Genomic DNA, 24,997 nt, shown 5'->3' with positions numbered 1-24,997 from the left:
CAGACGGAGGAAGATATGAATGAAAAATGTATCATGCAGGGAGAGGCGTGGTATTTGAAATGGAAGCGTGTGGAAAAATGGTGTTGGTTTGTGGAAAAGAAGCTGTTTCGGGAAAAAGAATGTATGTGTTGGGACGAAGGGGGCAGAGACAGGAGAAGAGTGTATTTAAACAAAAATGCTTGGAGAGGGCTGGCAGCGATTGGTGTAGTGGTTGTGCTTACGATGGGAGAATGTGTGTCAGGCATACAGCTTGGAATTGATAAATTTGGGGGAAATGGTATGCTCACATCTTACGCGGAGGAACTGTGGATTCCTGTTTCAGTAACCGCAGAGACAGCGCAGGCAGCAGAAAATGCCGCTGAGCTTCCCGTCCAGGCACCGGAGGCGATCCTTATGGAGGCCTCCACCGGAACTATTTTGTACGAAAAAAATGCGGACGAGGCGCGAAATCCAGCCAGCGTGACGAAGATTATGACGCTGCTTCTGATTTTTGATGCGTTACATTCGGGAAAAATTCATTTGCAAGATGAGGTCACGACCAGCGCGCATGCGAAATCCATGGGGGGATCCCAGGTGTTTTTGGAAGAAGGGGAGGTACAGACGGTCGAAACGCTGATCAAGTGCATCGTCATTGCATCGGGAAATGATGCCAGTGTGGCAATGGCAGAGTATATCGGCGGCAGTGAGGAGACATTTGTTGCGATGATGAACGAGCGGGCGAAAGGGCTTGGAATGGAGACAGCAAAGTTTGAGGATTGCTGCGGTCTGACGGCGTCTACGACGCACGCGATGTCGGCGCGTGATATTGCCCTCATGTCGCGGGAATTGATCACGAAGTATCCGGAAATTTTTCAGTATTCAACGATCTGGATGGAAAATATAACGCACCGGACCAAGCAGGGAGAGAAGGAATTTGGACTTTCCAATACGAATAAGCTGCTGAAAATGGTGACAAATTTTGAGGTGACGGGACTGAAAACAGGTTCTACATCGCTGGCAAAATATTGTCTGTCCGCAACCGGGCGGAAAGATGGCGTTGATCTGATTGCCGTCATTCTGGCAGCACCGGATTATAAGGCGCGGTTTGCGGATGCGGTCACATTATTAAATTATGGGTTTGCAAATTGTCATCTTTACAAAGATGAAAATCCGGGAGCTGTGCCGGAAACGACGGTGGCAGGCGGCATCCAGGAACAGGTTGCAGGGCGTCTGCGGGGAACCTTTTCTTACCTTTCGATGGGAGGAGAGAATCTGGATGGAATCGAAAAAGAGTGGATGATGGAAGAATCCTGCAAAGCACCGGTTCGGGAAGGTGATGTGATCGGACATCTGGTCTACCGGCTGGATGGACGGGAATTGGGAAGTGTGGAGATAGAAGCGGCAGAAACGGTGGAGAAAGCGGGACTATGGGACTATTTTAAGAAGGTAATGGGAGTGTTTGCGGCATAGAAATAAAGAGCTGTCATGTTTGAATAGTGATACATGACAGCTCTTTTTTGTGTAATAGGAATTCCTTGGAATTTCCTATTACACAAAAAGGCACTAACGTGCCAATGATGCGCACTCGCGCGAAGATGTAGGTTGTCGCAAGCGACCGCGCTCGGCGCGAGAATGTGCCAAGGCACATTCTTTTTTGCTGGTTATTCATTCTGCAATCCAGCCGCTTTTTCAGAATACGTGGTCGTTACCAGTTTTTCATAAGGAATCCGTTCCTTGAGTTCACCTGCTTCTTCCAGAATGTTTTCCAGAAGCTCAAAGCTGTCCTTGTGGAAAATGGTATCATTTTTCCAGGTGTCCTGCGCTTTGTAGCGTTCAACAATGCGGGCGATTGCCGCGCGGTCTGTTTCCGGAAACTGAGGTTGGATTGTCTCGGCGATTTCGTCCGCACTGTGGGAGTTGACGTAAGCTAAGCCCTTTTGGATGGCATTCGTGAACGACTGGATAATTTCCGGATGCCTATTTAGATAGCTCTGCTTTGCACAGTAGGCGGTGTAGGGGACATAACCGGAATCGACGCCGAGCGAGGCGACAACGGTGCCATTTCCTTCGGTTTCAAGGGTGGTGGCGAAGGGCTCGAACTCGATCGTGTAATCCGCATCATTACTCGTAAATGCCGCCGCTGTCAGCCCGAAATTGATACTCTGATCGATGGTCAGGTCGTTTTTTGGATCGATGCCATTTTTCTTTAAAATATACTCAAAGACCATTTCCGGCATTCCACCCGCACGCCCGCCAAGCACCTTTTTGCCTTTCAGATCCTGCCAGGAAAAGTCTGGTTCGGCGCTGCGTCCAACGAGGAAGTTTCCGGCACGCTGGGTCAGCTGGGCAAAATTGACAGCATAATCGGCGGAACCTTCCTGGTAGACATAGATACTTGCCTCTGAGCCCATGAATCCGATATCGGCATCCCCGGAGATGAGCGAGGTCATAACCTTGTCGGCACCGGCACCGTTTACGAGTGTCAGAGCGATGCCTTCATCCTTAAAATAGCCCAGCTCGATCGCGGCGTACTGTGGCGCATAAAAAATCGAGTGGGCTACCTCATTGAGTGTGACCGGTTCAAGCGCCCCGTCCGCCTCCTTCGCCTGTCCACACCCGGTCAGGGTGGTAAGCAGAGTGAGCACAGCCAGGGCAGCTGCAAATTTAGTTCGTTTCATGGTTGCCTCCTGCGGTTCGTTCATACTATTAAGATATGGGGAATACAGGAAGGTGTGAGCGGTCTGATGATTTTTCTTTCTGTCTCCAGAGAAGTCCAATACAAAGCCCGACAAGCGACGGCAGAATCCATCCGAGGTTCAAATCAAACAGCGGAAGCGTATGTCTGGCAAATGCGATGACGGGTTCCAGATGTAGGGCAGACTGCATTTCGTCTGGCAGAGCTGCTAAAAAGTCAAAGATGGAAGCTGCCCAGGAACAAATGGTAACGCAGACATAGACTTTTTTGTTATGCTGGAATGCATTTCCAACCAGCGCGAGGAGAATCAGCGTGATGGCTGGCGGATAAATCAGCATCAAAACAGGAACCGAGTAAGTGATGATAGCGGACAGTCCTATATTTGACACAATGAGTGAAAACAGGGTAAAAACGACCGCCCATGCACGGTAGGAAAGGGCATGGGGAAACAGTTTCACAAAGGTTTCCGCACAGCTCGTTACAAGCCCGATGGAGGTCTTGAGGCAGGCGAACGTGATCGCGATGGCGAGAATCCAGGTGCCCATCCGTCCAAGGTAGTAGTCTGCAATCTGGGAGAGGGCGATGCCGCCGTTTTCTGAAAGTTCGAATTGTCCCAGTGACTGTACTCCAATCAGGATGGTAAGCAGATAGATAAATGCCATCAGAAGCCCAGCCAGCATACCGGAATGCAGAACCTCTTTTGCAATGGTTGAATCTTCCCGCACGCCCATCTGGCGGATAACCGAAATGACCACGATCCCGAATGCGAGTCCGGCAATCGCATCCATGGTTTCATAGCCCTGGGAGAGCGCGGAAAAGAAAGCTCCATTCTGATAAGAGGCATCGGGAACTGCCGCTGAAACCTCGATGCTCGGATGAAGCAGGGCAGTCACAATCAGAACGCCTAGAAACAGAAGAAACAGCGGATTGATGATTTTTCCGATCCAGAGCGTGATGCTGCCAGGACGAATGGAAAATACAAACACCAGCGCAAAGAAGATCAGCGAAAACAAAAACAGCATAGTCTGTTCGGAAAGCTGTGTTCCTAAAAGGGGTCTGACTCCGGCGGTAAAGGAGGTCGTAGCGCACCGCGGAATAGCGAAAAACGGTCCGATTGTCAGGTAGAGCAGACAGGTAAAGAAATAGCTATATCTGTGTCCGACGCGGCGGGACAGATCCTGAAGTCCCTCCGAATGCGTGCTTCCGATCGCGGCAACACCCAGGATCGGAATGCCGACGGCAGTCAGAATAAATCCAATCGCTGCCGGGAGAAACTGGCGTCCGGCAAGCTGACCGAGATGTACCGGAAAAATCAGATTTCCGGCGCCGAAGAACATACCGAATAATGTTCCGGCAACTAAAAGCCGTTGCTTATGGGAAAGACAGGTCTGCGTCATAGATATTCACTCCTTTTACATGAGAATTGAAAACTTTTTTGTAATCATCATTATAAAGCCTTCCTTGTGGTTTGTGAAAATCTAGTTTATAATAGAAATATGACAAAATGTAATATTCTAAAAGGAGGTGCGGCATGGATGCCAAAAAACTGGAAATATTGATGACGGCGGTAGATCTTGGAAGTTTTTCGAAAGCATCCGAGGTAGTTGGCTACACGCAGTCGGGGCTGACCCATCTGGTGGACAGCCTGGAGCGGGAGATTGGATTTCCGTTGATCCGCCGCAGTTACAGCGGCATCGCGCTGACGGAGGCGGGAGAAAACCTGTTGCCGGATATCCGCCAGTTTTTGCAGGCAAATGCCACTCTGGAAAATAAAATTCAGGCGGTGCGGGAACAGCAGGAGGAGTCGATCCGTGTGGCGGCATATGCGAGCATCGCGATGTACTGGATGCCGGAGATTTTATACCGGTTCCGCCGCCTCTGCCCGAAGGTGGACGTTGATCTCCGCATGGTCGATCATGCGCTGGAACCATTTGAATTATTACAGAGCGGAAAGACGGATGTCATTTTTGCGAGCAGACAGAAAGAACCGAAATGCGAGTGGATTCCGCTGTATCATGAACTTTTGTATGCGATTCTGCCAAAGCAGTATCCCTTAAATGGGCGCAAAGAATTTCCGCTGCGTGAATTTGAAGGAAAAGATTTCCTGATGCCTTACGGGCGGTTTGACATCGATGTACACGCCGCATTTGCAAAAGAGGGAGTCAGGGCAAAGGAGCAGTCCGTCTATGTGGATGACGAGACGGTGATCCGCATGGTGGGAAAAGGACTGGGCATTTCAATGATGTCTGAACTGATGATCCGCGGAAATACGGAAGATGTCTACTGCGTTCCGGTTTCCCCGACCTGCATCCGGGAAATAGGAATGGGTATGAAGCCGGGGACGGAGGAGAATGGGAGCATTGCAAAGCTGAGAGAATGTGTGATGCAGTTTGTGAGCACGTTAAACAAAGGCGGAAACGTCTCTTTGAAATAACCGGAATCACAGACCAAACAGTCCAAGCCTTGCCATTTTCCCAGTATAGAGTATATAATTAAATACAGATAAATATATGGAAGGAATACACCGTGAGTATAAATAAAAACCTTTTTGACGCTCTCCCAATCGGCTTTTTCAACTGCCTGGCAAGCGGCAGCAGCAACCGCATTTATTCGGACTGTCTTCTGCTCATTTATCATGAGTATGATCGGGAGATCACCTACCGCATTGCCCGCAGCCGCATCCGGGATGCGCTTGCCATCTATCTTCTGGAAAATCACATTGATTATTTGGACGATGAGATGACAACCGACCGGAATTACAACCAGCTTGCCAATTCTGTGATCCGCAAATTCTGCTCGAAAGAGGTCGGATGGCTGGAGGAGGACACGGACGATGCGACGTATGAGAAGCATATCATGATGACGGAGCAGGGCGTCTTTCTGGCAGAATTTCTCCAGAAGATGATGAAGCCGGAGTGGGAAGAATTTTCAAGTTATATTTTCAATATTTATAATATTTTGCAGAATCCCGACCAGTGGGAACCGGATATCTATGTCAATGCGCTGCGCTCGGTCTACCGCAACGCGAAACAGCTCTCCGGTGCGCTCAAGCGCCTGGCGACCTTTATCAAAAAAATCATCGAGCGGATGGTGCGCGAGGAAAGCCTGGAAAGTCTGACCGAGAACGTCCTCGAATACTGTGAGGGCGATTTTATCCGCGAGTACGCGCGTCTGACGAAACAGCAGAATATTCATATGTACCGTTCCTTTATCCGGTCAAAGCTGGAAGCGATGCAGAACCGGCAGGAGCTGTTTGAGGGCCTGGTGGCGGGATGCGCGAAGGAAGAAGAACTGGAACACATTGAGGCGGAGAATAAGGTGCTGGATATGATCCAGACGATTCTGCAGTTTTTCTCAGTCGATTACGACCAGATCATGCGGGATATCAAGCATAAAATTAATATCTATTTACAGATTGCGATTGGACGCGCGAGATTTCTTCAAAACCGGGACAGCGATGTGCGCGGGCATGTCGAGCAGACGATCCGCGTGATTGCGGCGGAGATGAACACACTCGGTTGGAAGGAAGAACTGCCAGAGTCGATGAACGGGTTGTTTTTGCTGGAAAATAATGAGTTTATCGATACCGACTCGATCCGCTATCCGCGACGGGAGCAGATGATCCGCGAGGCAACCTATGCAAAGCTGGAAGAAATGACACAGGAGGACATCGATCGTGCGAGGGAGGCACAGGAGAGGGAGGCAGAGAACCCGTATTCGAAGGATAAGATGAAGAATTATCTGGAGGCGCTTTTAGGAGATCGGACGGAGATATCCAGCGAGGAGGTTCCGATGAAGAGCAAGCGGGATCTTTTAAGCGCGCTCTCGGCGGTTGCCTATGGTTCGGAAAATGGGTATGAGATACAGGCGGAGGATGGTTATCTGGAAACGCAGCAGATGCTTCTGCGGCGCTTTAAAATCGAACGCCGGAAGGAGAAATAAAACATGGGATTTGAAGAAATATGGAATGAATATACATCCTCTGAGAAGGACATGTTCCAGAAAAGTGTCAGGCGTCTTCTGAAGCAGACCTTTATCGTGCGCGACCGTGACGAGGACAGCAAAAAAGCGTACTATTTTGTCTCCAAGCGTTCGGAACCATTTTCAGCGTACCTGGGATATATCGGATACGATATTGTAATTGACCGGGAAAATGGCGTGATTATGCTGCAGAACTGCCGGGATCTCGGCGAGAATGGAAAACTGCAGATCAACCATGTGACACTCAAAAAGATGGAGAGTGTGGTTTTATGCTGCCTCTGGACTCTCTATGCGGACCGGGTGCGTTCTGGAAATCTTTCGAAAAATATTGAGATTTCGGTGACCGATCTGCGCTATGAGATGGAAAATACGGCATTCGGGATCAGATTGACAAGAGCAGTTTTGCATCGATTCTGACGCTGTTTACCAAATATCAGCTTCTGCAGGTGATTGGAAAGCTCGGCGAGGAGGACTGCCGGATCTGTCTTTATCCGTCGATGCAGTTTGTGCTGGAACCACAGGAGTTTGGCAAATTTGTGGAAAATGTCAACCGGCGGATGCAGGAAAAGTGGAGCCGTGAGGACGAATGGGAAACGGAGCTGACAAAAGAGGAGGAAGACGGCGATGAAGAATCAGACGATCATGAATAGGAAATCGGCGAAAAAACTTTTGATGGTCCAGTGGTCGCGTTTCCAGAATGTCTGTATCGAGCTGGAAGGTTCGACCCTGGTGACCGGTGTCAACGGAAGCGGAAAATCGACGGTGCTTGATGCGATGACCTATCTCCTGACGGGCAACACGCAGTTTAACAAGGCGGCGAAGGACCGAGACCGGACGGTGCTTGGCTATGTGCGCGGCGACACGCGCAGTAATGGCGAGGCGCGTTATTTGAGAAATGGCAGCGTTGTCAGCTATATTGCGATGGAATTTTCCGATCCGACGCTGGGAGTGCCGCTCACGGTCGGAGTATGCATTGAGTCTCCAAGTGAGTCTGGCAAGCCGGTCAGCAGCTGGTTTATCTGTCCAGGGGCGGCGATTGACGATATCGATTTTACACGGATTGAGGGAAATGCACTCCGCATCACGCCGAAAAATGAGCTGACAGTGAATGGCGAGGCGATGAAGCTTTCCTCTTTTATGGGACGGGACCGCGGCACGGAGGCGGTACTCCGGGCGCTGGGACTCCGCGTGGACGCAGCCAAATACCGGACAAAGCTTCTGAAAATGATGGCATTTAACCCGGAAAATAATATCGACCAGTTTATTCAGGACTGTGTCCTGGAACCGGGAAAAGTCCAGTCGTTGGAGGAACTACGCGAGCAGAAGCGCCAGTTTGAGCGCCTGCGGGAACTCTATGAGAGTCTCAGACAGGGCAAAATCCAGCTCGAAGAGGTGCTTCGCCAGAGTGACGAATACGAGAAGAAAAAGCGGGTACTCCGCATCCGGGAGCTGATGCTTTCGTACCAGGCGCTCCGGGAGAAGGAAGAGGAAGAAAAGCAGACGAAAAACCGTTATCAGGCTTTAAAAGACCAGTACGGGCGCCTGACCGAGCGGGCGGGAGAGCTCGCAAGACAGCAGGAAGCCGCACAGGAACGCCTGCGAATTGCAGAAAATAACGATATGGTCAAGGGAATGCAGGAAAGCCTGGATTCCCTGAAACGCCAGATCGAGGAAGCGGATCGTGAGAAAAAGAACTGGGAGGACAAGCTGGCGCAGATTTTGAAATTGAAGAAGAAGATAAGCGCGCTTATCAAGCTTCTGGAAGCAGATCTTCCGTCCTTATCCTCGGAAAACACCTATCTGGAGACACTGGAACAGGCGGATGGGGAGACGGCGAAGAAGCGGGAGGCGTTTGACGCATTCCGCGAGAAGGTGCACCGTCAGGACGGCATCTATGAGGAAAATAAGATCCACCTGCAGGATCAGTGTAAAGAGCGCGAAAAAGAGATAGGGGCGCTGCAGGAGAAGATCCGCCGTCTGGAATCGAATATCCTTGTGTTCCCGGCGGAGGTGGAAAATGCCCGAAATAAGATTCAGAGAGGGTTGGAAAAACAGGGTATCCAGACCGAGGTCCACATTTTTGCCGAATTGGTCCAGGAGGTGACCGCTCCAGAGTGGAGAAAGGCGGTTGAGACATTTCTGGGAAGAAAGCGTTTCTATATCATCGTGGACGGCGCGCACTGCCATAAGGCGATGCAGATTTTACAGAAAGAGCGGATCTATGATGGAAATGTCGTGATCACGGATAAGCTTCCGGAAACAGAGGCGGTGGAAGGTTCCGCGGCGGAGATTCTGCGGATCCCGAACGTCTATGCGAGACGTTACGCCAATTATCTGTTAAACGGCATTCATCTCTGTGAAAATCTGGAAGAGCTGCATGAATACCCGAAGGGCGGACTCATGCGGGATGGCATGCTGGCGAAGAGCTATGCGGTTGCGATGATGGATATGAGACGGACCGAGCTGTGTCTCGGCGCAGACGCGATCCGCTGCCAGCTGGAACAGTCCAGAAAAGAACTGGAAGAATTACAGGTGGTTCAGCGGGCCGATAAAGAGGCACTTTCACAGGTTATCAAATACCGTGATGCGATCAAGGAGATCGACTGGGACGGCGGACACTACGATTTCGGCGCGGCATATGGGCTGAAGGACTGCGGAAGGCGCAGGGACAACCTGGTAAAGGACCGCGAGGAGATCGAGGCAAATCCGGACTTTACCGCAGTCCTGAAAGAACTGGAGACGGCGGGACGGCTGGCACGCGAGGCAAATGAGAGTGTGAACCAGAACCAGAGTGAGCTCGGCGGCTGTAAGAATGATTTAAAGGGCTGCGAAGGAACACTGGGCCGTATCAGCACGGAGATCTATTTATGCCAGAAGGCATATGAGGAAAAATGCCTTGTCAACATGGAACTCAAAGAGGCGATGCTGGAGGAATATAACCGCGAAAGCGAGAAGCGCGGCACGATCCGCGTGACGACACAGCTTTCCATCGACAAGAGCAAAAATATGCTGGCAGAGCGGGAGCGCCAGCTGGAGGACGCACAGCTGGCGTATTGCCGCCTGGCGGGAATCGATGTCGGAAAGCGCGGCATCGGTTACATCCCGTGGTACCGGGAAGAATACCGGAACCTGGCGCACGTCAAGGTGGAGGAAGCCCAGCAGAAGCTGCAGGAGCAGGCAGGACGGCTGGAGAGCGCGTTTATGAACGATTTCGTGGCGGAGATTGACGAGAATGTCCGCGAGGCAAAACGTGAGATGGACGCGATCAACCGCGAACTGCGCCATATGCCGTTTGGCAACGATACCTACAAGTTTGTGATGAAAGAAAAGCCAGACCGCGCTCTCTTCTTCCGCATCTGCAGGCGTCTGGAAAAATATATGAGTTCCCCGCAGGTCTATATGAATTCGGCGCGCGACGACGAGGAGATGGAGAATGATATTCAGGAGTTTATGAGTATCATTCTGGCGGAAGAAGATGAGTGGGAATACACGGATTACAGGAGATATTTCTCTTACGATATGGAGATCAGCAGCCGTCAGGGACAGACCGAGATCACGGCAGAGTTATCAAAAAAACAGGGTTCCGCCAGCAACGGCGAGAAGCAGACCCCGTATTTCATCATTCTGGCGGCGAGTCTTTTGCAGTGCTACCCGGCAAACACCTGCTGCGCCCGTCTGGCATTCATTGACGAGGCGTTCTCGGCATTGTCGAGAGAGCGGATCGAGCAGATGGTCCGTTATTTCGAAGAAAATCACTTCCAGGTATTCTATGCAGCCCCGCCGGAGAAGATCAACAGTATCGGTCAGTTCATCGATTCAACCGTCAGCCTGATCGTGACAGGACGGTATACGAATGCGGTAGAAGGATTGGTGAAGCAGGCATAGGAAACGAGGAGAAAAAATGGCGGATCGGAAAGAGTGGAAAGAACAGCTTTTAAGTAAATTGCTGGATCAATATGAAAAAAGCGTCACCTACGTCGGTGAAAACAAGGTAAAACAAGTGTTTTTGGTCAAACCATCCGATATTTTCAAGGGCTACAACAAAGATTTTCTCCCGCCGGAACAGCTTTTCCAGGAAAAAGAATTTGAACGACTGATCCGTCAGATGGAATCGGAGGGACTTATTCATGTAGTTCCTCCGAATACGGGTATTCTCCGTCAGATCTGTGCTGTCCCGGAACGCTGGGAAGATTACTATGCCTGCCTGAACCGGACAGAAAAGAATATTCTAAAAAAACGGCTGGAAGAGGTTTATCATCGCTTCTGCCAATGCGATTTATTGGAGGCATATGGAAAAGAAAAGCTTCAGACACTGAAAAACAGCCGTGCGAGAAAGCTGGATGAAAAGAAGGTAGAAAAAGAGATAACCGAGGCAGAAGCTATCTGGAATCTGGTGCAATTTTTAAAAGAAAATCAGGAAAAGCAGAGAACTACGCTGGAGCGGGAAATGTCAGAGGCAGTTCTGCATGACAGTAAACAGTGGGAAAAGATATACCGGAAAAAGGTGTGTGGAATTTTGGAGCACACGGGGCGGTATGATGAACCGCTTGCGGAGCTGGAAGAAGAACGGGAGCGGCAGACGGCGCTTCTGGAGGAATTTTACATTTATTCCAATCCGGCGTATATCTATCTGAAAGGGGATGCGCGGATCTGCCTTGAAGACGGACGTGAACTTCGGATTTATCACGATCTGCCGATGTCGATCCCGTTTGAGACATTCCAGAAGGCAAAAAGCATCCAGATCCGGGATGCGGCGCTGATGACGGTGGAAAATCTGACCTCGTTTCACCGGCTGGAGCGGGAACATATATTTTATCTGTTTCTGAGCGGCTACCATACCCGCACGAAACAGGCGCTATTGCAGCGGATCGCCAGAGAAAATCCGGGACTTTCCTGGCATCATTTTGGCGATCTCGATCCAGATGGTCTGGCGATCGCGGGGCATCTGATCCGAAAGACGGGACTGCCGTTTCAGCTGTGCGCGATGGGTGTGCAGGAATTGCAGCGGTTTCAGACATATGCGAAGCCATTGGAAGCACCCGATCGGGCGAAGGCGGAAGCGATGATAAAACAGGGCAGCAGCTATGCGGGAATATTGCGGTATATGTTGGAGCACAACTGTAAATTGGAGCAGGAGATTATAAGCTGGCAGGAGACGAGATTGGAGAGTTTTCTGTAAAAAGAATCTTTTCGGTCCAATCTGGATTTTTATATATGATATGATAAAGACAAAGTGAAAGGAATGCAGCGTCTATGGAAAAACAGGAAAAAGCCTACAAAGGCGTCATCGAATATTTCAAGAATCGCATCATGGCGGGCGAGCTGCGTCCGGGGGAGAAGCTTCCTCCGGAGCGGGAGATTGCGCAGATGCTGGAAGTCAGCCGCAATTCCGTCCGGGAAGCGCTGCGGATCATGGATATGACGGGAGTGATTTCCTCCCAGCAGGGCTCGGGGAATTACATCACTTGTGAATTTCAGAAAAGCATTGCGGAGACGATGGGGATGATGTTTGCGATGTCCCAGATTAATTATCAGCAGATCAGCCAGATCCGCTATGCGCTGGAACAGCAGGCGTTTTCCCTGGCGGTTGAACATGCGTCGGAGAGCCAGATGGACGCGCTGGAAGAACTGGTAAAACGTCTTGACCGTAGCATGGACGAGCAGGAAAACGCCCGGATTGATAAACAGATCCATTTTACACTGGCACAGGCGTCGGGAAATGTGCTGCTGCTCAATATTTTAGAGGCGTGTTCCGGCGTGATCGATACCTTCATCCGGAATATGCGCGCGGAAATTCTGCGGACAAAAGAGGCGAAAGAAGCACTGAATCTCTGTCACCGGCAGATTGCGGAAGCGCTGCGGAACAAAGATAATGCAGCGGGGAAGGATGCACTGGACCGGCATTTCCGGATGATAGATGAAATTTTGGAAAAAAATGAAAAAACACATTCTATGTGAAAAGATAAACAATCGTTGACAACCAGAACGCAGCCCACTATACTAACGAATAAAGAAAATTGGTTCTACCAAAATTCTTTTTCTTTTCAATAAATTGGTAGAACCAATATGCGGATTAAAAATTCTTTAAAATTTGTGAGGACCTGAAGAGCATCCATCATTTAAAGATTTTTACAAAGCATCCATATGAAGGAGGAAACAGAATGAAGATTCTTGTCTGTATCAAACAGGTACCGGAAAGCAATAAAGTAGAAGTCGATCCGGTTACCGGCGTGCTGAAACGAGACGGCGCGGCTTCGAAGATGAACCCATACGATCTGTACGCGCTGGAGACGGCGTTCCGGATCCGGGAAGAAGTGGGCGGAAGTGTTCACGTCATTTCCATGGGACCGCCGCAGGCGCAGCAGGTGATCCGCGAGGCATTTGCGATGGGCGCGGACGGCGGAACGCTTTTATCGGATCGCAAATTTGGCGGTGCGGATGTACTGGCGACCAGCTATACACTTGCGCAGGGCATCAAGAGCTGCGGCGATTTTGACCTGATCCTCTGCGGCAAACAGACAACGGACGGCGACACCGCGCAGGTTGGTCCGGAGATCTCCGAGTGGCTGAATATCCCGAGTGTGGCAGATGTTGTCAAGATCAATCAGATTGATGAGGACGGCATCACCGTCAGCATGGATCTGCCGGAAGAGGTCGAGGTGGCGAAAGTGCAGTTTCCGTGTCTCTTAGCCGTTGACAAGGACATTTTTCAGCCAAGACTTCCTTAGTATGTCCGGAAAATGAACACGAAAGACCGTGAAATCCGGATTCTTTCCCTGGCGGATATGGACGATAAAGACGCGATGCACTATGGACTCAATGGTTCCCCGACGCAGGTTCAGCGCATTTTTCCACCAGCTGTCAATGACAAAAAGGAAATGTGGGACGGAAGCGGCGAAGAGCTGGCAGACCGGCTGTATCAGAAGATCGTGGATATGAAATTCGTGTAGGAGGTGGAAGCATGGCTGAGTTAATCATACATCAGGACAAAATCCCGGATAATCAGGAACTTATCAAGCTCTGTCCGTTCGGGGCGATGGAAGAAAAAGACGGAAAGGTGACGATCAGCGCCGCCTGTAAAATGTGCCGTCTCTGCGTGAGAAAAGGTCCGAAGGGCGCGGTTGAATATGTAGAAGACGCGGTAAAACCAAGCGTCGATAAGAGTGCATGGAAGGGCATTGCCGTTTACGTAGATCACGTGGATGGAAAGGTGCATCCGGTTACATTGGAACTTCTTGGAAAAGCGAGAGAACTTTCCAAGGTAACGGGACATCCGGTTTACGCCCTGTTTATGGGAAATGGAATCGAAGCGGCTGCACACGAACTGCTTCATTATAATGTAGATAAAGTATTCGTCTATGATGCACCGGAACTGGCACGTTTCCAGATCGAGCCGTACACGGTTGTTTTTGAAAACTTCATCCAGACAGTAAAACCATCGTCTATTCTCGTCGGTGCGACCACGGTCGGCAGACAGCTGGCGCCGCGTGTGGCTGCCCGTATGAAGACAGGTCTGACCGCGGATTGTACGATCCTGGAAATGGATGAAAATACTGATTTATCCCAGATCCGACCGGCTTTTGGCGGCAATATCATGGCGCACATCAAGACCCCGAACCACCGTCCGCAGATGGCGACCGTGCGCTATAAGATCATGAACGCACCGGAGCGTGCCGAGAAAGAGAGCGGTGAGATTGTGGTCTGTACAATTGAGAAGGAAAAACTGCTTTCCCACGTGAGGGTTCTGGATATCGTAGAAAAGCCGAAGGAAACCTTTATCGAAAATGCTGATGTCCTGGTGGTAGCCGGACGAGGCGTGAAGAAGCCGGAAGATTTGAAAATGCTGGAAAAACTGGCAGATCTGCTGGGAGGTCAGCTTGCCTGCACCCGTCCAATGGTGGAAGCCGGATGGCTGGATGCCAAGTGCCAGATCGGTCTGAGTGGCCGTACGGTCCGCCCAAAACTCATCATCACCTGCGGCGTGTCCGGTGCGGTCCAGTTTACTGCCGGCATGAATCACGCGGAGACGATCGTCGCGATCAATAAAGATCCGAAAGCGCCGATTTTCAAGACGGCACATTACTGCCTGACTGGTGATCTCTATGAGATTCTCCCGAGACTGATTGAGAAGATTGAGATGGGAAGATAAAGATTCACAGGAAGGAGAGCAGGATATCATGGGAAATTACAAGAAAATAGATAAAGATGATATTTTATATATAAAAAACACAATTCAGGATGACGAGCGTGTCCTCGTAGGTGAAAATATCAATGAAGAGTACAGCCACGATGAGCTGAGCGGCACCAGCAGTTATCCGGATGTGGTGGTAAAGGCAAAATCAGCCGAAGAGATCGCGGCGATCATGAAATATGCATACGAAAATACGATTCCGGTGACACCGAGGGGCGCCGGAACGGGTCTGGTTGGTTCTTCGGTTCCGATGGAACATGGCATCATGATCGATACCACCCTGATGAACCAGATTCTCGAATTGGACGAGGAAAACCTGACGGTCACGGTGGAACCGGGCGTCCTTTTGATGGAATTGTCCGCCTATGTAGAAGATCACGATTTCTTCTACCCGCCGGATCCGGGTGAGAAATCAGCGACCATCGGCGGCAACATCAGCACGAATGCGGGCGGTATGCGTGCGGTCAAATACGGTGTGACGAGAGACTATGTCATGGGGCTGGAAGTGGTTCTGCCGGATGGCACGATCACTCAGTTTGGAGGCAAAGTCGTAAAGAATAGTTCAGGCTATGACTTGAAAGATCTGATTATTGGTTCCGAGGGAACTCTTGGCTTTATTACCAAGGCGATCTTAAAGCTTCTGCCGCTTCCGAAGCGTGTTATCAGCCTTCTGATCCCGTTCCCAACACTGAAACAGGCGATCGACACCGTCCCGGTTATCATCAAATCTAAGACGATCCCGACCGCGATCGAGTTCATGCAGCGGGAAGTGATTGAAGACGCCGAGGAGTATTTAGGAAAAGCGTTCCCGGATAAACAGTCGGATGCGTATCTGCTTTTGAAATTTGATGGTAATTCCACCCAGGAAATCGAAGAAGCGTATGACAAGGTGGCCAAACTCTGCCTGGAACAGGGCGCACTGGACGTGCTGATTTCCGATACCCAGGAGCGTGAGGAATCCATCTGGAAAGCCAGAGGCGCTTTCCTGGAGGCAATCAAGGGATCCACGACTTACATGGATGAGGTCGATATGGTTGTTCCGAGAAGTCGCGTCAATGAGATGGTAACGTATCTGCACGATCTCCACAATGAGATTGATATCCGTATCAAGAGCTTCGGTCATGCGGGCGACGGAAATCTGCACGCGTACATCCTGAAAGACGATTTGAGTGATGAAGAGTGGGAAAAACGGATGTCTGCTGCAATGGAGAAGATCTATCAGAAAGCCCATGAACTCGAGGTCAGGTGTCCGGCGAGCACGGCATCGGATATGCGAAAAAGCCGTATTTAAGAGAATCCCTGCCGGAGAAGAACCTGGATCTGATGAACGGAATCAAGAAAGTGTTTGATCCGAAGAATATCCTGAATCCGCATAAGGTGGCGCAGAGATAGAAGAAAATAACTGCATTGATATTTTTTAGCCACAAGTGTTGCAAAAACGTTTGAGCACCACGCGGTAAGGCTGATTCTAGGAACTGCAGAAGATTTTTGGCAGAAAAACAGAATAGAACAGCAGGTTTTTGAGAAAGCCACGATCTGAATCAAAGAGTTCAAATCGTGGCTTTTTATAGTTGTTGAACTATTTTATAGTTTATATCTATCGACCTATCTTTTCTTCTTCAACGCCTGCATCACCCGAACCAGCGGAATCGTCTTCCTGTAAATCCGTTTCCCACTCTTATTTTCCAAAAATTCCCGAAACGCGCCAATTGCTTTCAAATTCTGGCTCTCATCCGAATTTGAACGGGACCCCGCGCTTGCGTCAATCCCCTTTTTCGGCACCATATACCCGCCGTAGGAATCGCGGAACAGATAGAAATAATCGCGGTCCTCACCCAGCTTTTCAAATTCATTGTAAGCCAGTGTGCTTTCGCGGGTGTTTTTCGGAAGAGAATAGACTTCCAGATGATTTTCACGGAATTCATAGCGGGACGCCGGGAACGGCATGCCGCTTTTTTTGATCTGTTCGGCGAGCTTGTGGGCGGTGTGGTTGGCGGAGCTGTAGGTGCTGGTCGTCAGATAGCAGCCGTAGGCGGCTAAGAGGATGCCCCACCACTCGCTTAGATTGATGATACCTCCGGCGATGAACAGGATGCTTAAAATTGTCCGCGTGATCCGGTTGGAAGCGCAGAAGAGATCGTACTGCATCCGGGACAGGGATTCGAAGGTTTTTTCGTTGTGGTGCATTTCTATCTTATAGTAAATCATGGTAAGCCCTTTCATATAAAAAATCAATCATCACCTATATAAAAACAGTATATAGAAGCATAGAAAATATCTTAAGAAGTAGTATACTGTTTCTTCCCTGTTTCCGCAACTGGATCTGTTAAATCTGTAATGTTGATAAAAAATAAACAAGATTGTTACAAAAATATCACACAAAAATCGACTAAAATCGAGAAAAAATTATATAATTTCGACAAAATAGCTTGCCTAATCGTAAAATAAGTGTTAAAATTAGGTAAAAGATGAATAAAGGACCAAAAGCAGAGACGAAGAGATGCGCCATGGTTAGAAACAGCTGGAAAAGACTGTTTTTTAAAAATGGTGCTATTTTTTTGCCTAAATGCTGAAATGGTAATTTATTTAGAAAGTAGTAGAAACTGTTGATGAACCGGTCAGAAAGATGACTGGGGGAGGTTAAGAAGAAGGAGAGAAAACGTATGAGAAAAGTATTATCAGTAGTACTGGCAGCGACGATGGCGATGAGCCTGGCGGCCTGCGGCGGTAGCGGCGCAAAGACTGACACAAAGGCAGCAGACGCAGGAACGGCAGCAGGTGACGAGGCATCTGCAGATGATTACTACATCACCATCAAGTTTTCCAACGTATTCCAGCCGGCAGAGTGGAACTACAAAGCCAGCGAATATCTGGCAGACCTGGTAAAAGAGAAGACCGATGGTCATATCACTCTGGAGTATTACGGACAGAACCAGCTTGACTGCTATGCGGAGTCTGTAGCACAGGCACACAACGGCGCTGTCTGGATGGGTCTGGAGGAGCCGTCCTACTTTGCTGATTACATCGGCGATTACAACGTATTAGTTGGACCGATGCTTTACAAGAACAATGCAGAGTATAATGCAGTGATGGATTCTGATATTGTAAAAGATCTGAATGCAAAACTGGCAAGCGAGCACAACATCCACGTTCTGGATACACATTATTCGTTCGGATTCAGAAGCGTATGTACAAACAAGGTAGTTGAGAAACCGGCTGACTTAAATGGTCTGATCATGCGTTCGACCGAGTCTCCGCTGTTTGTTAAGACGATTACCTGTCTGGGTGCTACCCCGTCTGCAATGAGCTTTACGGAGTGCTTATCCGCTATGTCCAGTGGTGTTGTTGATGGTTTCGAAGGTTCCATCTCCACCCTGAAGGATACAGGTGCTTATGAGTACACCAAGAAAGTTGCAAACACGAACCACTTCATCGCAACCCGTTGGTTATTCATGGCTGAGGACGTATATCAGTCCATCCCGGAAAAATGGAGAAACATCCTGGATGAGTGCTGTGTAGAAGCTGGTAAGTGGGAGCAGGAAAATGCTGAGAACGACGAAGCTCCATGATCGAGTTCCTGAAAGACAAAGGCGTTGAGTGGAACGATGTAGATATTGACGCATTCACAGAGGCTTGTGCTCCGGTTTATGACTGGATCGTAGACGAGTACGGCGCAGATCCGGAACTTCATCAGAAACTGGTTGATTTCCTGAATGACTACCGTGCAAAGAACGAATAATGTAGATTGTTCCGAACAAATACAGTATTTTAAAGCAATTATGAAATGGTAAAACGTAACGGTTATCAGAACCGCTGCGGAGAAGAAAGTATATTTGCCCGGGCTGTCAGAACAAAGAAGATTGTCTGAGGTCCGGGCAGACTTCCGACAAACGTATAGTGCCGGAAATATGAAACTGCTGGTAACTGTTCAGTAGGTCTGCGCATTTACTGCGCTGACCGTACGAAAACATGGGCCAGCAGGCAAAAATCCCATTGCCGTAGGCAATTTTTAATGGATTTTTGCGCGTGACTGTGAAGGTACTGAACAGTTACAACTGCTGGAAAGATGGCTGTATGACAGAACAGTCGTCGGTTATGCAAAACTGACTGCCATTATGAATGCATGAGGATAGACTATGGAAAAGAAAAAAATCACACTGGGGTCGGTGCTGGTAAACCTGGATGCAATTATTACCTGCGTGACACTGACACTCTGTACAATCGTTGTAAACGCAAACGTCCTTATGCGCTATTTCCTGAAAAGACCGTTGTATTGGTCGGAAGAGGTCGCTACGGGGCTCTTCGTCTGGACCGTCTTTATTGGAAGCGCATATGCGTACCGTAAGCACGCACATCTGGGCGTAGACATCCTGATCAACATTCTTCCGGAGAAGATAAGAAAAGTTGTTAAGGTTATTATGGATCTTCTGGAGCTTGTTACTCTGATTATGCTGACCAGAACAAGCGTCCAGTATGTGATGAACACGATGGATAAGCTGACGAATACGCTGCGTGTTCCGAGTTGGTATATTTCCGGCGCGGTTCCGATCGGATTTGGGCTTTCACTGATTTTCTGTATTTACTTTTTGGTTAAGGATATTATCAAGGTATTTAAAGGGAAAGGGGGAAATAACTGATGGGACTCGAATTAATTGAACTCGTTCCGATTTTTATGGTATTTATTCTCTATTTCCTGGGAATGCCGATTGTATATGCACTGTTTGGTTCAACCTTCTTTTATTTTACATTTATTGATACAACCAGTAAAAACTGGCTGATCTTACAGAAGGTTATGACCTCTACACAGTCGTTCTCGATGTTAGCGATTCCATTTTTCGTTATGGCTGGTTCCGTCATGAACTACGGCGGCATCAGTGACAAGATGATGGATTTCGCGGAAGTGCTGACCGGTCATATGAAAGGCGGTCTGGCACAGGTAAACGTAGTACTTAGTATGCTGATGGGCGGATGCTCCGGTTCGGCCAACGCAGATTGTGCGATGCAGTCCAAGATGCTGGTTCCGGAGATGGAGAAGAGAGGTTACTCCAAGGCGTTCTCCGCAGCGATCACAGCGGCTTCCTCGGCTGCTACACCGGTTATTCCGCCGGGAGTAAACCTGATCGTTTTTACACTGATTGCACAGATTTCCCTGGGTCGTACGTTTGCGGCTGGTTATATTCCGGGTATTCTGATGGCAATCTCGATGATGATCGTTGTTTCGATTATTGCACATAAGAGAAACTACCCGACCACCCGTGAAAAATTCCCGTCTCTGAAAGAGATCGTGAAACAGGGTATTACCTCTTTCTGGGGTCTGTTCTTCCCATTTGGTATCATCCTGGGAATGCGTTTTGGCATGTTTACCCCGTCTGAGGGCGGTGCGGTAGCCGTTCTTTACTGTATTATTATCGGACGTTTCGTTTACAAGAAACTATCCCTGAAAGAGCATCTGGTTCCGATCCTGCTTGACAGTATCGCCGGTACTTCCAGCGTTGTCCTGATCATGGTTGCAGCGAATGTATTCGGTTACTACATGACCTGGATTAACCTGCCGAGAGTCGTGGCAACTGGTATGTTAAGCCTGACAACCAACAAGTGGCTGTTCCTTATGGCATGCAACGTAATTCTTCTGATTATGGGTATGTTCCTGGAAGGCGGCGCGGCGCTGATGATTATTACACCTCTGCTGCTTCCGGTTGCAAGACAGCTTGGAATCAATGATTACCACTTTGGACTGGTAGCGATCGTTAACATCATGATCGGTGGTATCACACCTCCGTTCGGTTCGATGATGTTCACGACCTGTGGTATCACGGGATGTCCGATCAGTGAGTTCCTGAAGGAAGTATGGCCATTTATCGTGTCCCTTCTGGTTGTTCTTCTGCTTCTGACCTTCTGCCCGTTCTTAATTACATGTGTACCGGATCTTCTGTACGGCGCAGCATAGAAACAGATTGACAAAATGTTAATAAATTGGATATAATAAAGCCTGTGAGATTAAGAGCAGAAAGGCAAACGTAGAAATACGGGTGCTTTCTGCTCTTTTTTGTTTCATAAAAGATACCGATATCGGTCATGGAAGAGTCTTGTGGAGCAAAAAAAGGCTGTGTTTTAGAAGTTTTACGGGCTGGCAGGGGGAGAAAAAATGGCAGTTTGGAAATGGATTGTGGAGACAGCGGCGACCTGGACAGCGGTCGGCATCTGGATTCGTCTGCTGTTTTCACTGGCGGTGGGAATGTTCATTGGAATTGACCGTGGTCTGAAACGGCGCGGTGCGGGTATCAAGACGCATGTGCTGGTCTGCCTGGGTTCAGCGATTGTCATGCTGACGAGTGAATATATGTTCCGGACATTTCCGTCCGCGAAAGCGGACATGGCGCGGATGGGCGCACAGGTTATCAGCGGCATCGGATTTTTAGGAGTCGGCACGATCATGGTAACCGGGCGCAATCAGGTGCGTGGACTGACCACGGCGGCGTGTCTCTGGGTCTGCGCCTGTGAAGGACTGGCAGCCGGTATCGGATTTGTGGACGGCGCGTTTTATGGTCTGATTCTGATTGCAGTTACCTTGAAGCTCCTGACACGCGTGGATACAATGATTCACGAGCATGCGAAGGTGTTTGATTTCTATCTGGAATTTACCAGCAGCCGGTGTGTTGGGGCGTTCATGGATACCATGCGTTCCAAGGATGTGAAAATCGTGTCTTTTGATATTGCCAAGAATAAGTTAAAGGGCGAGGGTCCCTCCGCGACGATGTCGGTCGAGGTGCAGGACAAGTCGCTCCGGAAAACGCTTCTGGGCGACATTCAGGCGATGGAGGAGATCCGGTTTGCAGAGGAGCTGTAGCAGCTAAAGGGTTCAGATGGGCTTACGCATGAAATGCAGCAGAAATAGGATGAATTGTCCAAACAAACAGGATAGTTGAAACGAGAATAAGAAAACATTTAGTATAAATAATGGAGGATCACAGTATGAACGGAAATACATACGACGTAGTGATTATCGGAGGCGGCGTCATCGGCAGCAGCATCGCCAGAGCGCTTTCGAAATATGAGTGCCGCACCGTGCTTCTGGAAAAAGAAGAGGATGTCTGCTCCGGCACATCGAAGGCAAACAGTGCTATCGTCCATGCGGGCTATGACGCAAAGACAGGTTCTTTAAAAGCAAAGCTCAATGTAAAAGGCAACGCCATGATGGGAGATTTATCCAAAGAACTCGATTTTGATTTCAAGCGGAATTCCTCCCTGGTACTCTGCTTCGCGCAGGAGGACCTCCCGGCGCTGCAGGCACTCTATGAGAGAGGCGTGGCAAACGGTGTGCCGGATATTTCCATTCTGACCGGCGATGAGGTCCGCAAGATGGAGCCGAACGTCAGCGGGGAGGTTGTGGCAGCGCTCTATGCACCGACCGGCGGCATCGTATGTCCATTTGGTCTGACGATCGCGCTGGCAGAGAATGCCTGTGATAACGGCGTTGAATTTGTATTCAACACAAAAGCAGAAAAAGTTGAAAAAACGACAGGAGGATACCGTGTGATAACCAACAACGGTGTCTTCGAGACAAAATATGTCGTGAACGCAGCCGGCGTGTATTCTGACGAGATCCACAACATGGTTTCGGAAAAGAAGCTTCACATTGTGCCGCGCCGCGGCGAGTACTGCCTGCTCGATAAAGAGGCAGGCAACCACGTATCAGCGACTGTCTTCCAGCTTCCGGGCAAGTATGGCAAGGGAATCCTCGTCAGCCCGACGATTCACGGAAATCTCTTAGTCGGACCGACCGCGGTGGATCAGGAAGATAAGGACGGAACCTACACGACCGCCGAGGGACTGGCAGAGGCATGTGAGAAGGCAGCCAAGAGTGTCAACAACATTCCGTTCCGTCAGGTCATCACTTCTTTCTCCGGCCTGCGTGCCCATGAGGAAGGCGATGATTTCATCATCGGTGAGGCGGAGGACGCACCGGGCTTCTTTGATGCAGCCGGAATCGAGTCTCCGGGACTTTCCTGCGCACCGGCGATCGGTGAATATCTGGCTGGGATGATCGAGGAAAAAGCTGGATTTGGCAAGAATCCGAATTTCAATCCGATCCGCAAGGGCATCGTGAAAGCAGCACGTTTAAATACGGAAGAACGCGCAGAACTGATCCGCAAGAACCCGGCATACGGCGCAATCGTCTGCCGCTGCGAGACAATCAGCGAGGGGGAGATCGTGGATGCGATCACCCGTACACTCGGCGCACGCTCGATGGATGGCATCAAACGGCGCGTCCGTCAGGGTATGGGACGGTGTCAGGCAGGCTTCTGCACTCCGAGAGCGATGGAAATTCTCTCCCGTGAGACGGGAATCCCGATCACAGAGATCTGCAAAAACCGCAAAGGTTCCGAAATGATAAAAGGTGAGGAGGCATAACCATGATTCAGCATGACATTGTAATTATCGGCGGCGGTCCGGCCGGACTGGCAGCGGCAGCAGCGGCAAAAAAAAGCGGCGCAGAGGATATCCTGATTCTCGAGCGCGACAGCGTGCTGGGCGGTATCTTAAATCAGTGTATCCACAATGGTTTTGGTCTTCATACCTTTAAAGAAGAGCTGACAGGACCGGAGTATGCGGCACGTTATGAAGAAGAAGTGAAAAAGCTGGAAATTCCGTACCGCTTAAACAGCATGGTACTGGATATCAATAAAGACAAAGAGATCACAGTCGTAAGCCGGAGCGAGGGACTGGAGCTCATCAAGGCAAAAGCGATTATCCTGGCGATGGGATGCCGCGAACGTCCGAGAGGCGCCCTGAACATTCCGGGGTATCGTCCGGCAGGTATCTACACTGCTGGTACGGCACAGCGTCTCATGAACATCGAGGGACATATGGTCGGTAAAGAGGTTGTCATCCTCGGTTCCGGCGATATCGGACTGATCATGGCGAGACGTATGACACTGGAGGGCGCAAAGGTTAAGGTTGTAGCGGAGCTGATGCCGTATTCGGGCGGTCTGAAGAGAAATATCGTACAGTGCTTAAATGACTTTGATATTCCGTTGAAGTTAAGCCATACGGTTGTGAATATCGAGGGAAAAGAGCGCGTGAAAGGCATTACGCTGGCACAGGTCGGACCGGACCGCAAACCGATTCCGGGTACCGAAGAGCACTATGACTGTGATACGCTTCTGTTATCCTGTGGCCTGATTCCGGAGAATGAGCTGACGAGAAATATGGGCGTGGCGATGAACCCGGTTACCTCCGGCCCAATGGTCAATGACCGTCTGGAAACAGGCATCGAGGGTGTATTTGCCTGCGGCAACGTGCTTCATGTACATGATCTGGTTGACTATGTATCCGAGGAGGCAGCGCTGGCAGGACAGAACGCAGCGAAATATGTGAAATCCGGCGAGACGAAGAAAGGTCACAGCGTGACACTCAAGGCAGAAAATGGCGTCCGCTACACGGTACCGCAGTCGATCGATACCGAGGCGATGGCAGACAAGCTGACGGTTCGTTTCCGTGTGGCAGATGTTTATAAAAACCGCAGCATTTCCGTTTATTTTGACGGAGAGCGTGTGAGCAGCCGCAAAAAACGCGTGCTGGCACCGGGTGAGATGGAGCAGGTAATCCTGACGAAGGAAAGTCTGGAGAAATATCCGGATCTGAAAGAAATAACCATTTGCACGGAGGTGGATGAGTGATGGAAGTAAGAGAACTGACCTGTATCGGATGTCCGCTGGGCTGTCAGCTCACTGTGACGATGGGAAATGACGAGATCAAGGTAGAAGGAAATACATGCCCGCGCGGCGAGGCGTATGCAAAGAAAGAGGTAACCAATCCGACGAGAATCGTTACCTCAACGGTACGCGTTGAGGGCGGCACGATCGAGAGAGCAGCGGTCAAGACGGCTTCAGATATCCCGAAGGGCAAAATCTTTGATTGCATGAAGGAGATCCGCGCCGTGAAGGTGGCAGCTCCAGTGCATATCGGGGATGTGATTATCGCAGACTGCGCTGGAACCGGGGTTGCGGTTGTGGCGAGCAAGAATGTAGGGCGGGCGTAAAAAACGTAAAAGTGACGCCGCCAGCCTGTCGCAGAATATAAAGATGAGAGATGGGAGGTTGTACAGACTCATAGAAGAGATTTGTACGGCTTCCCATTTTTGAAATTAA

At 49.7% G+C, this 24,997-nt stretch carries 20 protein-coding genes and 2 pseudogenes; 19 read left to right on the top strand and 3 right to left on the bottom strand.

Going from position 1 to position 24,997, the window contains the following annotated elements; all coding sequences use genetic code 11:
• The first annotated feature begins 15 nt into the window (after positions 1-15).
• The gene (locus DWX76_RS07095) at positions 16-1,449 is read left to right on the top strand and encodes a D-alanyl-D-alanine carboxypeptidase family protein (protein WP_412694010.1); all 1,434 of its coding nucleotides are present in this window, start codon (positions 16-18) and stop codon (positions 1,447-1,449) included.
• A 191-nt stretch (positions 1,450-1,640) separates the two neighbouring features.
• Here DWX76_RS07095 and DWX76_RS07090 read toward each other — a convergent pair whose 3' ends face one another.
• Positions 1,641-2,657: an ABC transporter substrate-binding protein gene (locus DWX76_RS07090; protein WP_118570385.1), complete on the bottom strand. Its 1,017-nt coding sequence runs from the start codon at positions 2,655-2,657 to the stop codon at positions 1,641-1,643.
• 28 nt (positions 2,658-2,685) lie between these two features.
• A complete protein-coding gene (gene brnQ / locus DWX76_RS07085) occupies positions 2,686-4,071 on the bottom strand; it encodes a branched-chain amino acid transport system II carrier protein (protein ID WP_118570384.1) in 1,386 nt (461 codons plus the stop codon).
• 134 nt (positions 4,072-4,205) lie between these two features.
• Between brnQ and DWX76_RS07080 the strand changes: the two genes are divergently transcribed.
• The 10 genes and pseudogenes from DWX76_RS07080 (at position 4,206) to DWX76_RS07040 (ending at position 16,238) form a co-directional block, all read left to right on the top strand.
• Entirely contained in the window at positions 4,206-5,108 is a 903-nt protein-coding gene (locus tag DWX76_RS07080; RefSeq protein WP_022359822.1) for a LysR family transcriptional regulator, read from the top strand.
• A gap of 92 nt (positions 5,109-5,200) precedes the next feature.
• Positions 5,201-6,616: a Wadjet anti-phage system protein JetA family protein gene (locus DWX76_RS07075; protein ID WP_107000148.1), complete on the top strand. Its 1,416-nt coding sequence runs from the start codon at positions 5,201-5,203 to the stop codon at positions 6,614-6,616.
• A gap of 3 nt (positions 6,617-6,619) precedes the next feature.
• Complete coding sequence (locus DWX76_RS07070; protein WP_118570383.1) at positions 6,620-7,072, top strand: DUF4194 domain-containing protein; 453 nt, start codon at positions 6,620-6,622, stop codon at positions 7,070-7,072.
• A gap of 29 nt (positions 7,073-7,101) precedes the next feature.
• Entirely contained in the window at positions 7,102-7,305 is a 204-nt protein-coding gene (locus DWX76_RS13815; protein ID WP_147353840.1) for a hypothetical protein, read from the top strand.
• Entirely contained in the window at positions 7,280-10,540 is a 3,261-nt protein-coding gene (locus DWX76_RS07065) for an ATP-binding protein (RefSeq protein ID WP_118570382.1), read from the top strand. Before DWX76_RS13815 ends, DWX76_RS07065 begins: the two co-directional genes overlap by 26 nt.
• A gap of 16 nt (positions 10,541-10,556) precedes the next feature.
• Entirely contained in the window at positions 10,557-11,834 is a 1,278-nt protein-coding gene (locus DWX76_RS07060) for a Wadjet anti-phage system protein JetD domain-containing protein (RefSeq protein WP_118570381.1), read from the top strand.
• Positions 11,835-11,908: 74 nt separating this feature from the next.
• Positions 11,909-12,613, top strand: a complete 705-nt coding sequence (locus tag DWX76_RS07055) for a FadR/GntR family transcriptional regulator (protein WP_118468026.1) — start codon at positions 11,909-11,911, stop codon at positions 12,611-12,613.
• Between the two features lie 203 nt (positions 12,614-12,816).
• Positions 12,817-13,605: pseudogene (locus DWX76_RS07050) on the top strand (electron transfer flavoprotein subunit beta/FixA family protein).
• 11 nt (positions 13,606-13,616) lie between these two features.
• Positions 13,617-14,804 carry an electron transfer flavoprotein subunit alpha gene (locus DWX76_RS07045; protein ID WP_118570380.1) on the top strand — a complete coding sequence of 396 codons (1,188 nt, stop codon included), beginning with the start codon at positions 13,617-13,619 and terminating at the stop codon, positions 14,802-14,804.
• Between the two features lie 28 nt (positions 14,805-14,832).
• Positions 14,833-16,238 (top strand): annotated as a pseudogene (locus DWX76_RS07040) (FAD-linked oxidase C-terminal domain-containing protein).
• Between the two features lie 213 nt (positions 16,239-16,451).
• Here DWX76_RS07040 and DWX76_RS07035 read toward each other — a convergent pair.
• The gene (locus DWX76_RS07035) at positions 16,452-17,054 is read right to left on the bottom strand and encodes a YcxB family protein (protein ID WP_182427276.1); all 603 of its coding nucleotides are present in this window, start codon (positions 17,052-17,054) and stop codon (positions 16,452-16,454) included.
• A gap of 455 nt (positions 17,055-17,509) precedes the next feature.
• Here DWX76_RS07035 and dctP point away from each other — a divergent pair, with 455 nt between their 5' ends.
• The 8 genes from dctP to DWX76_RS07000 all read left to right on the top strand — a co-directional run bounded on the left by dctP (position 17,510) and on the right by DWX76_RS07000 (position 24,888).
• A complete protein-coding gene (dctP, locus tag DWX76_RS07030) occupies positions 17,510-18,415 on the top strand; it encodes a TRAP transporter substrate-binding protein DctP (RefSeq protein ID WP_118570379.1) in 906 nt (301 codons plus the stop codon).
• Positions 18,412-18,585: a hypothetical protein gene (locus DWX76_RS13940; RefSeq protein ID WP_182429748.1), complete on the top strand. Its 174-nt coding sequence runs from the start codon at positions 18,412-18,414 to the stop codon at positions 18,583-18,585. Before dctP ends, DWX76_RS13940 begins: the two co-directional genes overlap by 4 nt.
• A gap of 397 nt (positions 18,586-18,982) precedes the next feature.
• Entirely contained in the window at positions 18,983-19,483 is a 501-nt protein-coding gene (locus DWX76_RS07025) for a TRAP transporter small permease (RefSeq protein ID WP_107000140.1), read from the top strand.
• A complete protein-coding gene (locus tag DWX76_RS07020; protein ID WP_181357154.1) occupies positions 19,483-20,793 on the top strand; it encodes a TRAP transporter large permease in 1,311 nt (436 codons plus the stop codon). The genes DWX76_RS07025 and DWX76_RS07020 overlap by 1 nt, the downstream gene beginning before the upstream one ends.
• 198 nt (positions 20,794-20,991) lie before the next feature.
• Positions 20,992-21,693, top strand: a complete 702-nt coding sequence (locus tag DWX76_RS07015) for an MgtC/SapB family protein (RefSeq protein WP_022359837.1) — start codon at positions 20,992-20,994, stop codon at positions 21,691-21,693.
• 125 nt (positions 21,694-21,818) lie between these two features.
• The gene (locus tag DWX76_RS07010) at positions 21,819-23,258 is read left to right on the top strand and encodes an NAD(P)/FAD-dependent oxidoreductase (protein ID WP_118570378.1); all 1,440 of its coding nucleotides are present in this window, start codon (positions 21,819-21,821) and stop codon (positions 23,256-23,258) included.
• A 2-nt stretch (positions 23,259-23,260) separates the two neighbouring features.
• The gene (locus DWX76_RS07005; RefSeq protein WP_022359839.1) at positions 23,261-24,526 is read left to right on the top strand and encodes an NAD(P)/FAD-dependent oxidoreductase; all 1,266 of its coding nucleotides are present in this window, start codon (positions 23,261-23,263) and stop codon (positions 24,524-24,526) included.
• Positions 24,526-24,888, top strand: coding sequence for a DUF1667 domain-containing protein (locus DWX76_RS07000; RefSeq protein ID WP_022359840.1), 363 nt, complete (start codon positions 24,526-24,528; stop codon positions 24,886-24,888). Before DWX76_RS07005 ends, DWX76_RS07000 begins: the two co-directional genes overlap by 1 nt.
• The last annotated feature ends 109 nt before the right edge of the window (positions 24,889-24,997 follow it).

This window comes from Clostridium sp. AF21-20LB, from assembly GCF_003478795.1.
Taxonomy (GTDB): Bacteria; Bacillota; Clostridia; order Lachnospirales; family Lachnospiraceae; genus Otoolea; species Otoolea fessa.
The sequence above is the reverse complement of the archived record's forward strand: the minus strand, read 5'-3'. Positions and strand labels throughout refer to the sequence as shown.